This is a genomic window from Streptomyces macrosporus, assembly GCF_039533145.1.
GTDB classification, from domain to species: domain Bacteria; phylum Actinomycetota; class Actinomycetes; order Streptomycetales; family Streptomycetaceae; genus Streptomyces; species Streptomyces macrosporus.
Genome location: NZ_BAAASZ010000020.1, coordinates 510,549 through 526,258 on the forward strand (window position 1 = coordinate 510,549; position 15,710 = coordinate 526,258).

Annotated in this window: 13 protein-coding genes; 3 read left to right on the forward strand and 10 right to left on the reverse strand. The window is 74.3% G+C overall.

What is annotated here, in order from left to right; genetic code table 11:
- Window positions 1-84: 84 nt before the first annotated feature.
- The 4 genes from ABD335_RS14290 to lipB form a co-directional block, all read right to left on the reverse strand.
- Window positions 85-780 carry a DUF4191 domain-containing protein gene (locus ABD335_RS14290; RefSeq protein ID WP_344322694.1) on the reverse strand — a complete coding sequence of 232 codons (696 nt, stop codon included), beginning with the start codon at window positions 778-780 and terminating at the stop codon, window positions 85-87.
- Between the two features lie 10 nt (window positions 781-790).
- Window positions 791-970, reverse strand: a complete 180-nt coding sequence (locus tag ABD335_RS14295) for a hypothetical protein (protein WP_344322695.1) — start codon at window positions 968-970, stop codon at window positions 791-793.
- Window positions 971-1,130: 160 nt separating this feature from the next.
- Window positions 1,131-2,069 carry a lipoyl synthase gene (gene lipA / locus ABD335_RS14300; RefSeq protein ID WP_344322697.1) on the reverse strand — a complete coding sequence of 313 codons (939 nt, stop codon included), beginning with the start codon at window positions 2,067-2,069 and terminating at the stop codon, window positions 1,131-1,133.
- Between the two features lie 75 nt (window positions 2,070-2,144).
- Window positions 2,145-2,927, reverse strand: a complete 783-nt coding sequence (gene lipB, locus ABD335_RS14305) for a lipoyl(octanoyl) transferase LipB (RefSeq protein WP_344322698.1) — start codon at window positions 2,925-2,927, stop codon at window positions 2,145-2,147.
- A gap of 232 nt (window positions 2,928-3,159) precedes the next feature.
- Here lipB and ABD335_RS14310 point away from each other — a divergent pair, with 232 nt between their 5' ends.
- Complete coding sequence (locus tag ABD335_RS14310) at window positions 3,160-4,644, forward strand: NsdA family TPR-like regulatory protein (protein ID WP_344322699.1); 1,485 nt, start codon at window positions 3,160-3,162, stop codon at window positions 4,642-4,644.
- Window positions 4,645-4,763: 119 nt separating this feature from the next.
- On the opposite strand, the gene ABD335_RS14315 is transcribed toward ABD335_RS14310, so the two are convergent.
- Window positions 4,764-6,140 carry an FAD-dependent oxidoreductase gene (locus tag ABD335_RS14315; protein WP_344322700.1) on the reverse strand — a complete coding sequence of 459 codons (1,377 nt, stop codon included), beginning with the start codon at window positions 6,138-6,140 and terminating at the stop codon, window positions 4,764-4,766.
- Between the two features lie 236 nt (window positions 6,141-6,376).
- Window positions 6,377-7,267 carry a TIGR01777 family oxidoreductase gene (locus ABD335_RS14320; protein WP_344322701.1) on the reverse strand — a complete coding sequence of 297 codons (891 nt, stop codon included), beginning with the start codon at window positions 7,265-7,267 and terminating at the stop codon, window positions 6,377-6,379.
- 49 nt (window positions 7,268-7,316) lie between these two features.
- On the opposite strand from ABD335_RS14320, the gene ABD335_RS14325 reads away from it, so the two are divergent.
- Window positions 7,317-7,832 (forward strand): GNAT family N-acetyltransferase, encoded by a 516-nt coding sequence (locus ABD335_RS14325; RefSeq protein WP_344322702.1) that lies wholly within the window; start codon window positions 7,317-7,319, stop codon window positions 7,830-7,832.
- Between the two features lie 168 nt (window positions 7,833-8,000).
- Window positions 8,001-8,933 carry an SDR family oxidoreductase gene (locus ABD335_RS14330; RefSeq protein ID WP_344322704.1) on the forward strand — a complete coding sequence of 311 codons (933 nt, stop codon included), beginning with the start codon at window positions 8,001-8,003 and terminating at the stop codon, window positions 8,931-8,933.
- Window positions 8,934-8,954: 21 nt separating this feature from the next.
- Here the strand turns inward: ABD335_RS14330 and ABD335_RS14335 are convergent, their stop codons facing one another.
- From ABD335_RS14335 to sucB, 4 genes are all read right to left on the reverse strand, one after another.
- Window positions 8,955-9,917, reverse strand: coding sequence for a helix-turn-helix transcriptional regulator (locus ABD335_RS14335; protein ID WP_344322705.1), 963 nt, complete (start codon window positions 9,915-9,917; stop codon window positions 8,955-8,957).
- A gap of 260 nt (window positions 9,918-10,177) precedes the next feature.
- Window positions 10,178-12,877, reverse strand: a complete 2,700-nt coding sequence (gene aceE, locus ABD335_RS14340) for a pyruvate dehydrogenase (acetyl-transferring), homodimeric type (protein ID WP_344322706.1) — start codon at window positions 12,875-12,877, stop codon at window positions 10,178-10,180.
- A 154-nt stretch (window positions 12,878-13,031) separates the two neighbouring features.
- Window positions 13,032-13,655: a GntR family transcriptional regulator gene (locus tag ABD335_RS14345; RefSeq protein WP_344322707.1), complete on the reverse strand. Its 624-nt coding sequence runs from the start codon at window positions 13,653-13,655 to the stop codon at window positions 13,032-13,034.
- Between the two features lie 171 nt (window positions 13,656-13,826).
- On the reverse strand, window positions 13,827-15,674 hold the full coding sequence (gene sucB, locus ABD335_RS14350; RefSeq protein WP_344322708.1) for a 2-oxoglutarate dehydrogenase, E2 component, dihydrolipoamide succinyltransferase: 1,848 nt from the start codon (window positions 15,672-15,674) through the stop codon (window positions 13,827-13,829).
- Window positions 15,675-15,710: the final 36 nt, after the last annotated feature.

Sequence of the window (15,710 nt, forward strand, 5' to 3'; positions counted from 1 at the left end):
AGGTTCCGGGCCGCCGCCGTGTTCGCCGTGTTCGCGCGTCCGTGCCGCGCCCCCTGTGTTCCCGGTGTGTTCCCGGCCGGGACCTCAGCGGCGGGTCGGGCCCTTCGGCATCCGCATGCCGCGCGGCATCGGCCCCTTGGGCAGCGGCAGGTTGCTCATCAGGTCGCCCATGGCCCGCAGCCGGTCGTTCACCTCCGTGACCTGGGGGCCCTGGAGCACGCGGGGCAGCTTGAGCAGCTTGGTGCGGAGCTTCTTCAGCTCGGTCTGACCCTCGCCGGTGCCCACGAGCACCTCGTGGACCGGGACGCCGCCGCCGACGATGCGCGCCATGCGCTTCTTCTCGGAGGCCATCAGGCCGCGCAGCCGGTTGGGGTTGCCCTCCCCGACGAGCACGATGCCGCCCTTGCCGACGGCCCGGTGGACGACGTCCTGCTGCCGGTTCATGGCCACCGCCGGGGTGACCGTCCAGCCGCGGCCGAAGTTCTCCAGCACGGCCGCCGCCGCCCCCGGCTGGCCCTCCATCTGGCTGAAGGCCGCCCGCTCGGCACGCCGTCCGAAGACGATCGCCATCGCGAGGAAGGCCAGCAGGAAGCCCAGGATGCCCAGGTAGATCGGATGACCGACCCAGAAGCCGATCGCGAGGAGAACACCGAAGGTGACGATGCCCACGCCCGCGATGACGAAGCCGACCTTCTTGTCAACGCGCCGGGTCATCTTGTACGTCAGGGCGATCTGCTTGAGCCGCCCCGGGGGATTCTCGGTAGTTTCCTTCCTCGCCATACGGCGAAGTCTACGTCGCCCGCCTGGACCGGGTCGCCGCGGCCTCCAGCACGGCGGTGGCCTCGCCGCGCGCCCGCGCCCGGCGGCGGCCCTCCAGGACCGCCGACCAGGCGTTGCGGCGTGCCACCCGCTGCCCACCGGGCAGCAGGAGCCCCTCCAGTCTCTCCAGAACCCGCAGAGTCGTGTTCATCGAGCATCCCCTCGGGACGACGGGCCTCGTGCGGCACATGACGTGAGCGATCCGCGCTCCCATCATCACCGTCCGGTGTTACCGGAGGATGACACAACGGTCAAAGGCACCGGAAAGAACCGGCCGCGAGCGGGTGAAGACGCCGGGCGGGCGCCGCGCGTCAGGCGGCGGTGGCGTCCCGGCGCTCGATCGCCTGCCGGTACAGCCGACCGGCGCGGTAGGAGGAGCGGACCAGCGGGCCGGACATGACGCCCGCGAAGCCGATCTCCTCCGCCTCCTCCTTCAGCTCCACGAACTCCTGCGGCTTCACCCAGCGCTCCACCGGGTGGTGCCGGGGCGAGGGGCGCAGGTACTGGGTGATGGTGATCAGCTCGCAGCCCGCCTCGTGGAGGTCGCGCAGGGCCTGGCTGACCTCCTCGCGGGTCTCGCCCAGCCCCAGGATCAGGTTGGACTTGGTGACCAGACCGTCCTCGCGGGCCCGGGTGATCACCTCCAGGGAGCGCTCGTAGCGGAAGGCCGGACGGATGCGCTTGAAGATCCGCGGGACCGTCTCGACGTTGTGCGCCAGCACCTCCGGACGCGAGGAGAAGACCTCGGCGAGCTGCTCGGGCACCGCGTTGAAGTCGGGGATCAGCAGCTCGACGCCGGTGCCGGGCACCATGGCGTGGATCTGGCGGACGGTCTCGGCGTACAGCCAGGCACCGCCGTCGGGCAGGTCGTCGCGCGCGACGCCGGTGACCGTGGCGTACCGCAGCTCCATCTGCTTCACGGACTCGGCCACGCGACGCGGCTCGTCGCGGTCGAACTCGGCCGGCTTGCCGGTGTCGATCTGGCAGAAGTCGCAGCGCCGGGTGCACTGTTCGCCACCGATGAGGAAGGTCGCCTCGCGGTCCTCCCAGCACTCGAAGATGTTGGGACAGCCCGCCTCCTGGCAGACCGTGTGCAGGCCCTCGCGCTTCACCAGGGACTGGAGGGCGTTGTACTCGGGGCCCATTTTCGCCCGGGTCTTGATCCACTCGGGCTTGCGCTCGATGGGGGTCTGGCTGTTCCGGACCTCCAGGCGTAGCAGCTTCCTACCGTCGGGTGCGACAGCGGACACGTCCGGCACTCCCCTTTTGTTGGTACGGCCTTCGATTCTTCGGCACGGACAAGCGTACGCCTCGGCTTGTCCGGGTCAGACGGCGCGGGGGAGGGGCTCCTCCGACTCCAGCACCGCCCGCAGGTGCTTCTCCATCACCGGCAGGACCTCCGCGACCGTCACCTCCCTGCCCAGCTCCCGCGAGAGCGAGGTGACGCCGGCGTCCCGGATGCCGCACGGCACGATGCGGTCGAACCAGGTGGTGTCCGAGTCGCAGGTGAGGGCGAAGCCGTGCATGGTGACGCCCTTGGCGACGCGGACGCCGATCGCGCCGAGCTTGCGGTCCTCGCCGCGCTGGCCGGCGTTGGAGGGGGCGTACTCGGGACCCCGCAGCCGGGCGTCGTACTCGCCCTCCTCGCGGAGCGCGGGATCGAAGTCGAGCCGCAGCCCGCCCAGGTCGGGCTTCTGCTTCGGATCGCCCAGCACCCACACCCCGCTGCGGCCCTCGATCCGGGTGGTCTCCAGGCCGAACTCGGCACAGGTGCGGATCATGGCCTCCTCCAGGCGCCGCACGTGGGCGATGACGTCCACCGGGTCGGGCAGCCTGACGATCGGGTAGCCGACGAGCTGACCGGGACCGTGCCAGGTGATCTTGCCGCCGCGGTCCACGTCCACCACGGGGGTGCCGTCCAGCGGCCGCTCGCTCTCCTCGGTGCGGCGCCCGGCGGTGTAGACCGGCTGGTGCTCCAGCAGCAGGCAGGTGTCGGGGATCTCGTCGGCGACGCGCGCCGCGTGGACCTCGCGCTGCTTCCGCCAGGCCGCCAGATACTCCACGGCGTTCTCGCCGAAGCCCAGGTGCACAAAGCGCAGCTCGCTCACGCGGCTCCTCCTCGGGTCGTCGCGGGCCTCTCCCACGTCCCGGCAGCCACTGTACGGCGCGGTGCGGGGTGGCCGTCGGGCGGCCGGAACCCGCCCCGGTCTCACACGTACGGATGAAACCTGGGCGCAGGCCTCCGGAAGAGCCGTCCGGACCGCTACATTCGCGCCGTTCCAGCAGGGCGCCCCGGCGTCTGTCGTAGGGAAAGCCGTGAGGCAGGAGACCGCAAAGCCGATGTCGACGGAACGACCTGGGAAACCTTCCCAGCGCACCCCCAACCGCCAGCTCGCAGCCCTCATCGCCGAGGCCGGGTTCTCCAACGCCGGCCTGGCGCGACGGGTCGACCAACTCGGGTTGGAGCACGGGCTGGACCTCCGCTACGACAAGACCTCGGTGACGCGCTGGCTGCGCGGCCAGCAGCCGCGCGGCACGACCCCCGCGCTGATCGCCGAGGTCTTCACCCGCCGCCTCGGACGCAGGCTCACCGCCCAGGACCTGGGTCTGGACGCGTGCGCCCCGGTCTACGCCGGACTGGAGTTCGCGGCCACGCCAGGCGAGGCGGTGGACATCGTCGGCGGGCTGTGGCGCAAGGACACCGGCAGCCACGCCGAACTGCGGAAGATCGCCTTCACCCCCGCCGGGCTGGTCGTGCCCAGCCGGGACTGGCTGATCGGCCGCCCCGACGAGCGCGTCGCCCGCGGCGAGCCGGCGCCGGAGGCCCCGCGGGTGCCCCCGCAGGGCCGCGGGCCCGCCGCCGTTCCGCCGCCCCGCGCGGGGCAGGCGGCCCGCGTCGAGCGGGTCGAGCGCGGCCCCGGCCAGCGGGTCACCGCCGGGGACATCGCCGCGCTGCGCTCGGTCGGCGAGCTGTTCCGCACGCTCGACCACGCCTACGGCGGCGGCCACGCCCGGCAGGCGCTGGTGCGCTACCTGGAGCACGAGGCCGAGCCGATGCTGCGCGGCACCTACGGGGAGCAGACCGGCCGCCGCCTGTTCGCGGCGGTGGCCGACCTGACCCGCCTGGCGGGGTGGACGGCGTACGACATCGCGGCGCACGGGCTGGCACAGCGCTACTTCGTCCAGGCGCTGCGGCTCTCCCAGGCCGCGGGGGACCGGGCGTACGGCAGCTACGTCCTGGTGACGATGAGCCGGCAGGCGGTGTACCTCGGGCACGGTCGGGAGGCGGTGCAACTGGCGCGGGTCGCCCAGCAGGGCGTGGGCTCCTCGGTCCCCCCGGTCGTCCAGGCGCTGCTCCACGCGGTGGAGGCGCGCGGGCACGGGGTGCTGGGCGAGGTACGGGCCTGCGCGGCGTCGCTGGCCCGCGCCGAGCGGGCGCTGGAGCAGGCGCGACCGGGCGACGAGGTGCCGCACTGGGCGCGGTTCTTCGACGAGGCGCAGCTCGCCGACGAGTTCGGCCACTGCCACCGGGACCTCCAGCAGTACCGGGCGGCGGCCCAGCACGCGGAGCGCTCCCTGCAACTGCGGGGCGCGGGCTACGTCCGCAGCCGGCTGTTCTGCAAGGTGGTGCTGGCCACGGCCCGGCTGGGGCTGGGCGACGTGGAGCAGGCGTGTGCCCTGGCCGCGGAGGCGGCGCAGCAGGCGGCGGAGATGCGGTCGGTGCGGGCGCACGAGTACGTGAAGGACTTCGAGCGCCGGCTGGAGCCCTACCGGGACGCCACGCCGGTGCGCACCTACCGCGAACGCGTCGCCGCCCTGAACTGACGGACCCGGATCGACGGCCCCGAACCGACCGTGCCGAACCGATCCGCCGGGCCGGCACGGTCCCGTCGGCGGGGGCGCGAGGCGGCCGTGGGGGAGCCCGTGAGCGCGGCCGTACGGCGTCAGGCGACGGCGGAGAGCGCGTCGCCCTCCTCCTCGGGGAGCGGCCGGATGCCGAAGTCGCGGCGGATCGCGTCCGCGGCGCGGCGGGCCGAGCGCAGGGCGCCCTGGGGGCTGGAGGTGTCGCGGTGGTCCCCGCAGACGTACAGGCCGTCCAGCACGCGCACGGGGCGCCTCGGGTCGTGCGGGGCGGGCATCGCGGGGACGGCCCGCGCGTCGTGGTGGGCGGCCAGCAGGTGCCAGCGGCCGGTCGGCGCGCCGTACAACACGGCGAGCTGGGCGCGGGCCGCCCGGTCCAGCTCGCCGACGGGCTCGGCCGCGGCGGGGCCGAGCACCACGGAGGTGACCAGGGCGCGGCCCGGCCGGACGCGCGAGGGGTCGACGGCGCTGGTCACCATGGTGTACGCCACCGGGCCGCGCCGGTCGGCGTCGATCAGCAGGTGGGGCTCGGCGGTCGGCGCCCGCTCGTCCACCGCGTGGTGGAGCACGGTGATCGGGTGGAAGTCCGGCACCCGCAGGCCCGGCAGCAGCTCCGCCGCGTCGTGCGCGCCGGTGGCGATGAGCACCGCGCGGCAGCGGACGGTGCCGTGCTCGCGCGTCACCACGGCGTTCGTGGAGACCGAGACCGCGCGCACCCCGGTGCGGACGGTGCCCGCCGGCAGCCCCTCGGCCAGCAGCGCGGGCACGGCCGCCGCGCCGCCCGCGGGCAGGCACAGGCCGCCGCGGGCGAAGCCGCGCAGCGCCAGGTCGCCGACCCGGCTGGAGGTCGTCAGGTCCGGGTCGCACAGCAGCGCGCCGAGCAGGGGCCGCAGCAGGCCCTCGACCGTGCGGGCCGGGACGCCGCGGGCGGCCAGGGCCTGGGCGACGGGCAGTTCGGGCCTGGCCCGCAGCCGCTCCGCGGGGGTGACGGCGAGCCGGGCGAGCTGTGCGCGCAGCCGCGCCAGGTCCAGGGTGCCGCTCAGGGGGCGCCGGGCACCGGCCAGGGCGCTCGCCGCGGCGCGTGCGCCCGCCCGTCCGCCCGCCTTCGCGCCTCGGGCGCTCCGCGGTGCGCGGGGCGGGCCGACGCGGAGCGCCCGGTCGCCGCTGTGGAGCAGGACCCCGGAGGCGAAGGGGCGCAGGGAGAGCCGCTCCAGGCCGGGGCAGCGGCTCAGCTCGGGCCAGTCGGAGGAGAGCAGTCGGCCGCTGCGGTCCATCCGGTAGCCGTCGACCTCCTCGGTGGTCATCCGGCCGCCGATGGTCCCGGTCGCCTCCAGCACGGTCACCCGCAGCCCGGCGGCGGTCAGGTGGTGTGCGGCGGCCAGGCCCGCGAGTCCCGCGCCGATGACGGCGACGTCGGCGGTGTCCCGGTCGGAACTCGGACGGAGTGCGCTGCCGAGCATGGACCCTCCCCTGGTTGACGCGTCGGCGCGAGGTGCGCGTCCTGGAGGTTCCTGCCCGCTGGAAACGCGTCCGACTCGCGCACCGGTTCGACCTCGGGGATCGGCGAGGTCGTGGACAGCGCGTACGGAGCGGACACGGTCGCACGACGGTCGCGCAAGGGCGCGCGGGAGGCGCACGTCGGGGAGCGCGGTCGTACGTCCCCCCCCGGCGTGCCGGGCGCGTGCGGCCGGCGGGGTCAGCGCAGAGCCGCCCGGATGGCGTCCTCGATGCCGGGGAAGGCGAACGTGAACCCGGACTCCGACAGCCGCCGCGGCAGCACCCGTCGACTGCCGAGCACGTCCACGGAGAGTTCCCCGAGCACCGCCCGCAGCACGGGCGCGGGCACCGTGAGGACCGTCGGACGGTGCAGCACCCGCCCCATCGCGGCGGCCACCTCGCGCTGGGTGACCGGCTCGGGCGCGGTGAGGTTGACGGGCCCGGACAGCTCCTCGTTCTCCAGCAGGTGCCGCAGCGCGGCGATGTGGTCGTGCAGCGCGATGTGGCTCCAGTACTGGCGGCCGCTGCCCAGCCGTCCGCCGAGCCCCGCCGTGAAGATCGGGAACAGCCGTCCCCACGCGCCGCCGTGCCGGGCCACCACCAGGCCGGTGCGGGCGTACACCGTCCGGACGCCCGCCTCCTCGGCCGCCGCCGCGGCCTCCTCCCACTCCTGGCAGACGTCCGCGAGGAAGCCGCTGCCGGGCGGCGCGCTCTCGTCCACGGCGCGGTCGCCGGTGTCGCCGTAGTACCCGACGGCGCTGCCGACGATCAGCGTCCGCGGCGGGGTGTCCAGCGAGGCGGCGGCCTCGGCGATCGCGGCCGTGCCCAGGACCCGGCTGTCGCGGATCGTCCGCTTGTACTCCTCCGTCCAGCGCCTGTCGCCGATCCCCGCGCCCGCCAGGTGCACCACGGCCTCGCAGCCGACGAGCCCGGCGGCGTCCACGTACTGCCGTATCGGGTCCCACTCCACCTCGTCCCCGGCCCGGGCGGGGCGCCGTACCAGGCGTACGACCTCGTGGCCGTACGCGCGCAGGGAGGTGACGAGGGCCCGGCCGATGAGACCGGACGAGCCGGTGACAGCGATGCGCATGGGGCAATCCTGATGGACGCCGCGCCCGATGGCGAGGCACAGTGACCGCATGTCAGCACAGCCCGTCATACGCGCCGCCGACTCCGACGACGGAGAGGCCCTCGGAGAGCTCGACCGGCGCACCTGGTCGCCGACGCACGCCGTGACCCCCCGGCCGCGGCCCCCGTACGACCCCTTCTTCGACTCCACCCACCGCCCCTGGCAGTTCCTCGTCGCCGAACTGGACGGGCGGCTCGCGGGCTACGTCCGACTGGTGCGGCCCACCGAACTGGCCTGCAACGCCCACGTCCGCCAGATCCAGGGGCTGGTGGTGGACGATCGGGCGCGCGGCAGGGGAGTGGGCCGGGCGCTGCTGCGGGCGGCGATGGACGAGGCGCGGCGGCAGGGCGCCTCCCGGATCACCCTGCGGGTGCTGGGCCACAACGCGCCCGCGCGGGCCCTCTACGAGTCCGAGGGCTTCCGGGTGGAGGGCGTGCTGCCCGGGGAGTTCCTGCTGGAGAACGGCTACGCGGACGACGTGCTGATGGGGCGTTCCCTGGAGCCCCTCGCCCCGCCGGCCCCCTGAACCGCCCCCACGGCCGCGAGGCCGGAGGGGCCGGCGGGGACCCCGGGGAGAAACCCGGCGCGAATCCGACGGAAAACCCGGCGGAAATCCCGACGGAAATCCCGACGGAAGGTGTCGGGTATCGCCGGCAGCGTGCCCGGCGTACGCATCCGAAGGAGGAGCACGCACGTGAGCACAGCAGCGGTGGAGAAAACCCTGGCGGGCAAGGTCGCCCTGGTGGCGGGGGCGACCCGGGGCGCGGGCCGGGCGATCGCCGTGGAACTGGGCCGGGCGGGCGCGACGGTGTACGTCACCGGCCGCACCACCCGGGAGAGCGTCAGCGAGGTGGGCCGCCCGACCGAGACGATCGAGGGGACCGCCGAGCTGGTCACGGCGGCCGGGGGCACCGGCGTCGCCGTGCCGACCGACCACCTCGAACCGGAGCGGGTGCGCGCCCTGGTGGAGCGGATCGACCGCGACCACGGGCGGCTCGACGTCCTGGTCAACGACGTCTGGGGCGGCGACCACCTGCTCGACTTCGACACGAAGGTGTGGGAGGTCGACCTGGCCAAGGGGCTGCGCATGCTCCGCCTCGGCGTCGAGACCCACCTCGTCACCAGCCACCACGCGCTGCCCCTGCTGGTCCGCCGGCCGGGCGGCCTGGTGGTGGAGGTCACCGACGGCACGGCCGAGTACAACGGCGACCGGTACCGCGGCAACCTCTTCTTCGACCTGGCCAAGAACGCCCCGATCCGGATGGCCTACGGTCTCGCCGAGGAGCTGAAGGGGTACGGCTGCACGGCGGTCTGCATCTCCCCGGGCTTCCTGCGCTCGGAGGAGATGCTCGACCACTTCGGGGTGACCGAGGAGAACTGGCGCGACGCCGTCGCCAAGGAGCCCCACTTCGCCATCGCCGAGTCGCCCGCCTACATCGGCCGGGCGGTCGCGGCCCTGGCGTGCGACCCCGAGGTGGCGCGCTGGAACGGACAGTCGCTCTCCAGCGGACAGCTCGCCCGGGAGTACGACTTCACGGACACCGACGGCTCGCGGCCCGACGGCTGGCGCTACTTCATCGAGGTCGTCCACGGCGGCAGGCGGGCGAGCGCCGAGGACTACCGGTAGGCGCGCCGCCCCTACGGGGGCCTACCGGTAGAGCGCGGCCGTGCGCTCGGCCGCCTCCGCCATCCGCTCGCGCAGCTCGGGCGGGCCCAGCACCTCGCACTCCGGGCCGAGGGAGAGGAGTTGGGTGTAGGCGACGTCCGGGGACTCGACGGGCAGGGTGACGGTGATCCGCCCCTGCCCGTCGGTCTCCCCCCGCGCCAGCGCCTCGTCGGCCGCCGTCCGGTCGGTGACGTACCGCAGCGCGCGGGCCCCGGCCTCCGTCAGCCGCACCACCGCGCTCTCCCGCAGGATCGAGCGGGCGAAGGCGGCGGAGCGCTCCTCCCAGAAGCCGGACAGGTCGAACCCCTCGTCCCGCGCGAAGCCCTCGTCGAGGGGGCGGACCGAGGCGAAGCGGTCCACCCGGTAGACGCGGTGGTCGCCCTCCACGCGGGCCACGAGGTACCAGACGCCCGCCTTGAGCACCAGGCCGTACGGCTCCAGCGTCCGCTCCACCTCCCCGTCCCGGCGGCGGTAGCGCACGGCCAGGCACCGGTCGTCCCACACGGCCTCGGCGATCGCCGGCAGCTCCTTCGGGCTCTCCGGCGGCTGCCACCAGCCGGGGGCGTCCAGGTGGAACCGCTGCGCCGCGCTGTGCGGGGCGTCGGCCAGCTCGGGCGTGAGCGCCGCCGCCACCTTCAACCGGGCCGCCGACGCCGCGTCCTCCAGCCCCATGTCCCGCAGCGCGGAGGGCACCCCGGACAGGAACAGCGCCTCCGCCTCGTCGCGCCCCAGCCCCGTCAGCCGGGTGCGGTAGCCGCCGACCAGCCGGTATCCGCCGGCCCGGCCGCGGTCCGCGTAGACGGGGATGCCGGCCTCCGACAGCGCCAGCACGTCCCGGGCCACCGTCCGCTCGGAGACCTCCAGCCTCTCGGCCAGCTCGGCGGCGGTCATGGACCGACGGGTCTGGAGGAGCAACACCATCTTGATCAGCCGGGCAGCGCGCATGGGGCCATCATCCCGCCGGAGCGCGCGGCTCCGGAGCCGCTGTCGACGTGCGGTCGGGTCGACCGGGGTGGGGGAAACGTCGGGGAACGTCGGGGAACGCCGCTTACGGCCTCCTCTCCGCCGCCGGCGGCACACTGCCGGTCTCCCCGATCCCGTGGCGGCGGGCCCTGCTCCCCGCCCGGAGAGGGCCCGTGACGGCCGCCGGCCGGAGCCTCGGGGCACCCCCGAAGGCTCCGGCCGGGCTCCGGCCGCGGGGGACGTCAGGCCAGGCCGTAGCGCTCGGCGGCCTCGCGCACCGTCTCCCGCTTGACCTCGCCGCGCCGGGCCAGCCGGTCCAGGGCCGCGACCGTGATCGACTCGGCGTCCACGCCGAAGTGGCGGCGGGCGGCCTCGCGGGTGTCCGACAGGCCGAAGCCGTCGGTGCCCAGCGAGGACCAGTCCTGCTCGACCCACTGGCTGATCTGGTCCGGGACGGCCCGCATCCAGTCGCTGACGGCGAGGACCGGACCGGGCGCGCCCTGCAGAGCGCGGGTGACGTACGGGGTCCGGTCCTCGCCCCTGAGCTGCGCCGCGTCGCAGGACAGGGCATCACGGCGCAGCTCGCTCCAGGAGGTGGCGGACCACACGTCGGCGGCCACGCCCCAGTCGTCGGCGAGCATTCGCTGGGCGTCCAGCGCCCAGTGGATCGCGGTGCCGGAGGCCAGCAGCTGGATGCGCGGGGCGGCGTCCCCGGACGGGGACGCGGGCACGGTGCCCTCGCGGAAGCGGTACAGCCCCCGCAGGATGCCCTCCTCGACGCCCTCGGGCATCGGCGGCTGGACCTTCGGCTCGTTGTAGACGGTCAGGTAGTAGAAGACGTCCTCGTGTCGGGACGGGTCCGGCCCGTACATCCGCCGCAGGCCGTCCCGGACGATCACGGCCACCTCGTAGGCGAACGCCGGGTCGTACGCGATCGCCGCCGGGTTGGTGGAGGCGATCAGCGGGGAGTGGCCGTCGGCGTGCTGGAGGCCCTCGCCGGTCATCGTCGTGCGGCCCGCCGTGGCGCCGATGAGGAAGCCGCGGCCGAGCTGGTCGGCGAGCGCCCACATCTGGTCGGCCGTGCGCTGCCAGCCGAACATCGAGTAGAAGATGTAGAACGGGATCATCGGCTCGCCGTGCGTGGCGTACGCGGTGGCGGCGGCCGTGAACTCGGCCATCGAACCGGCCTCGGTGATCCCCTCGTTGAGGATCTGACCGTCGACGGCCTCCTTGTAGTACAGGAGTTGGTCGCGGTCGACCGGGTCGTAGGTCTGGCCGAGGGGCGAGTAGATCCCGGCGGTCGGGAACAGCGACTCCATGCCGAAGGTGCGGGCCTCGTCCGGGACGATCGGCACCCAGCGCGCGCCGGTGCCCTTCTCCCGCATCAGGTCCTTCACCAGCCGGACGAACGCCATCGTCGTGGCGATCTCCTGCTTGCCGGACCCCTTGGCCAGGGCCGCGAAGGGCTTCTCGGACGGCGTGGGCAGCCCGACCGCGTGGAACCGGCGCTCCGGGGCGGGACCGCCCAGCGCGGCGCGGCGCTCCTTCAGGTACCGCACCTCGGGGGAGTCGGGACCGGGGTGGGCGTAGGGCACCAGCTCCTCGCCCAGGGCGCTGTCGGGGATGGGGAGGTCCAGCCGGTCGCGCATCGCGCGGAACTCCTGGCCGGAGAGCTTCTTCATCTGGTGGTTTGCGTTGCGCGACTCGAACCCCGGACCGAGCGTGTGGCCCTTGACCGTCTGGACCAGGATCACGGTCGGCGCGCCGGAGTGCTCCACGGCCGCGCGGTAGGCGGCGTACACCTTGCGCGGCTCGTGGCCCGCCCGCGAGGAGCCGAAGCACTCGACGATCCGTTCGTCGGTCAGCGACTCGGCCATCCGCCTCAGCACCGGGTCGGCGCCGAAGAAGTGCTCGCGGACGTAGGCGGCGTCGCGGGTGGCGTACGTCTGGAGCTGTGCGTCGGGGATCTCGCGCAGCCGCCGCAGCAGCGCGCCCTCGGTGTCCCTGCGCAGCAGGTCGTCCCAGGCGGTGCCCCACAGGGCCTTGACCACGTTCCAGCCGGCCGCGCGGAACCGGGCCTCCAGCTCCTGCACGATCTTGAAGTTGGCGCGGACCGGGCCGTCCAGCCGCTGGAGGTTGCAGTTGACGACGAAGACGAGGTTGTCCAGGCCCTCGCGTCCGGCCAGCGACAGCGCGGCGGTCGACTCCGGCTCGTCCATCTCGCCGTCGCCGAGGAACGCCCACACCCGGCTGCCGGAGGTGTCCTTGATGCCGCGGTGCGTCAGGTAGCGGTTGAAGCGGGCCTGGTGGATCGCGGCGAGCGGGCCCAGCCCCATGGAGACGGTCGGGAACTCCCACAGCCAGGGCAGCCGGCGCGGGTGCGGGTAGGAGGGCAGCCCGTTGCCGCCCACCTCCTGCCGGAAGTTGTCCAGGTGCTCCTCGGTGAGCCGGCCCTCCAGGAAGGCGCGGGCGTAGATGCCGGGGGAGGCGTGGCCCTGGATGTAGAGCTGGTCGCCGGAGCCGGGGGCCTCGGGGGCGTCCTTGCCGCGGAAGAAGTGCTGGAAGCCGATCTCGTACAGCCAGGCCGCCGAGGCGTAGGTGGCGATGTGGCCGCCCAGGCCGTAGCGGCTGCCGCGGGTGACCATGGCGGCGGCGTTCCAGCGGTTCCAGGCGGTGATCCGCCGCTCCATCTCCTCGTCACCGGGGAAGGCCGGCTCGGCGGAGGTGGGGATGGTGTTGACGTACTCCGTCTCCAGCAGCGAGGGCAGGGCGATGCCGGCGCGCTCGGCGTGCTCCAGGGTGCGTCGCATCAGGTACGCGGCGCGTTGCGGGCCGGCCGCGCGGGTGACGGCGTCGAGGGACGCGGCCCACTCGGCGGTCTCCTCGGGGTCGCGGTCCGGGAGCTGGTCCAGCTCGCTCGGACGGCGTTCGGCACTGGTCATGGTGGCCGCCTTCCGGACAACGGGTCGGTCGAACGTCGGTGGAACAGGGGCGGGGTGTGGCCCGACGGAACTGTACGCCCACGATCGATGATCGATCAAAGGGAAGGGGGCGGAAAAATGCCCGGAGAACAAAATTGGCATTCAGTGCCACTAATCAGACACGGGGTGCACACCCCAGGACGTGCTCCTTGACCAGCTCGCCCACCCGCGGATCACGCCCGCGGAACGCCTCGACGACCGCCTGGTGCTCCTCGGCGTACGACTGCTGCCGGGTGCCCAGCCAGCGGATGGCGAGCGTGGTCCACACCCCGATGCCCAGCGACTCCCAGGTGTGCAGCAGCACGCTGTTGCCGGCCGCCCGCACCAGCTCCCGGTGGAAGGCGACGGTGTGCCGCACCTGCGCCTCCGAGTCCCCGACGCGGTCGGCCTCGTACAGCCGCGCCACGTGCGGCTCCAGCGCCGAGACGTCCTCGGCCAGCCGGGGGGCGGCCAGCTCGGCGGCGATCTGCTCCAGCCCGGCCCGCACCGGATAGATCTCCTCCAGGTCGGCGGCGGTCAGATTCCGCACCCGCGCCCCCTTGTTGGGGGCCGACTCGATCAGCCGCAGCGCCTCCAACTCGCGCAGCGCCTCCCGCACGGGGGTCTGGCTGACCTCCAGCTCCACGGCGATCCTGCGCTCCACGATCCGCTCGCCCGGCTTCCAGCGCCCGCTGACGATCCCCTCCACGATGTGCTCGCGGATCTGCTCGCGGAGGGAGTGGACGACGGGAAGGGACATGGGCGCTCCTCGCGGGGGGGTCGGGACCATCGACGATACGGCGACCGCCCGGCCGCCGGGACCTCGTGGAGAGGCCGGGCCCGGACCGGTCGGGAAGAGACCGGTCGGGAAAAGACGGTGCCCCCGCCCGGAAACTCCGGACGGGGGCACCGACGACGTGGGACGAACCGCTCAGAGTCCCAGTTCGCCCTCGAACTCGCCGGCCTCCAGACGGGCCTTGACGTCCGTCAGGTAGCGGGCGGCGTCCGCGCCGTCGACCAGCTGGTGGTCGTAGGACAGGGTCAGGTAGACCATGTCCCGGATGGCGATGGTCTCGCCCAGCTCCGGGTGGTCGATCACGACCGGGCGGCGCACGGTGGCGCCGATGCCCAGCTCGGCCACCTGCGGGTAGTTCACGATGATCGTGTCGAACAGCGCACCGCGCGAACCGGTGTTGCTGATCGTGAACGTGCCGCCGGACATGTCGTCCGGGCTGAGCTTGCCGGTGCGGACCTTGCCCGCCAGCTCCGCGGTCTTCTTGGCGATGCCGGCGATGCTCAGGTCGCCCGCGCCCTTGATGACCGGGACCATCAGGCCCTTCTCCGAGTCCACCGCGATGCCGATGTTCTCGACGTCGTGGTAGGTCACGGTGCCGTCGTCGTTGATCTTGGCGTTGATCGACGGGTGGGCCTTCAGCGCCTCGGCGGCCGCCTTGACGAAGAACGGCATCGGGGAGAGCTTGACGCCCTCGCGCGCCAGGAACTCCTCCTTGGCCCGGGCCCGCAGCCGCATGATCTTCGTGACGTCGACCTCGACCACGGTGGAGAGCTGCGCCTGGTTGTGCAGCGCCTTCATCATGTTCTCGGCGATGAGCTTGCGGATGCGGGTCATCGGGACCGTCTGACCGCGCAGCGGCGACGGCGTGACCGGAGCCCGTCCGGCCGACGGCGCGGCCTGCGCCGGGGCCTGGGCGGCCTTGGCCTTGGCGGCCTCGGCGGCGGCGACGACGTCCTGCTTGCGGATGCGACCGCCCACGCCGGTGCCCTTGACGGTGGAGAGGTCGACGCCGTTCTCGGCGGCGAGCTTGCGCACCAGCGGGGTCACGTAGGCACCCTCGCCACCGGCGGCCGGAGCCGGAGCCGGGGCGGGCGCGGGAGCCTGCGGGGCGGCCGGGGCCGGGGCGGGCGCGGGAGCCGGAGCCGCCGGAGCCGGAGCGGGGGCGGGAGCCTCGGCCTGCGGAGCCGGAGCCGGGGCGGGCGCCGGAGCGGGCTCGGGCGCGGGCTCGGGCGCGGGCGCCGGGGCGGGAGCCGGAGCCTCGGCCTGCGGGGCCGGGGCGGGCTCGGGCCGGGCCGGCTGCTCCGGCTGGGCCGGGGCGGCGGCCGGAGCGGCACCCGGAGCGCCGATGACGGCCAGTCGGGCGCCGACCTCCGCCGTCTCGTCCTCGCCCACCAGGATCTCCAGCAGAGTGCCGGACGTGGGGGCGGGGATCTCGGTGTCGACCTTGTCGGTCGAGACCTCCAGCAGCGGCTCGTCCGCCTCGACCTCCTCGCCGACCGACTTCAGCCAGCGGGTGACGGTGCCCTCGGTGACGGACTCGCCGAGCGCCGGCAGCACCACGTCGGTGCCCTCGGCCGCACCGCCCTGCGGCGCGGCCTGAGCCGGGGCCGGGGCGGGAGCCGGAGCCTCGGCCTGCGGGGCCGGGGCGGCCGGCGCGGGCTGCGGCTCGGGCTGGGGGGCGGGCGCCGGAGCGGCCTCGGCGGCCGGGGCCTGCTCCTGGGCGGGGGCCTCGGCCGGAGCGCCGCTGCCGTCGTCGATGACGGCCAGCTCGGCACCGACCTCGACCGTCTCGTCCTCGGCCACCTTGATGGAGGACAGGACGCCGGAGGCGGGGGCGGGGATCTCGGTGTCGACCTTGTCGGTCGAGACCTCCAGCAGGGGCTCGTCGGCCTCGACGCGCTCACCCTCGGCCTTCAGCCAGCGGGTGACGGTGCCCTCGGTGACGCTCTCGCCGAGCGCCGGCAGGGTTACGGAAACCGCCATGGTTTCGGTTGCTCCTAACGAAAAGTGCGGATGTCG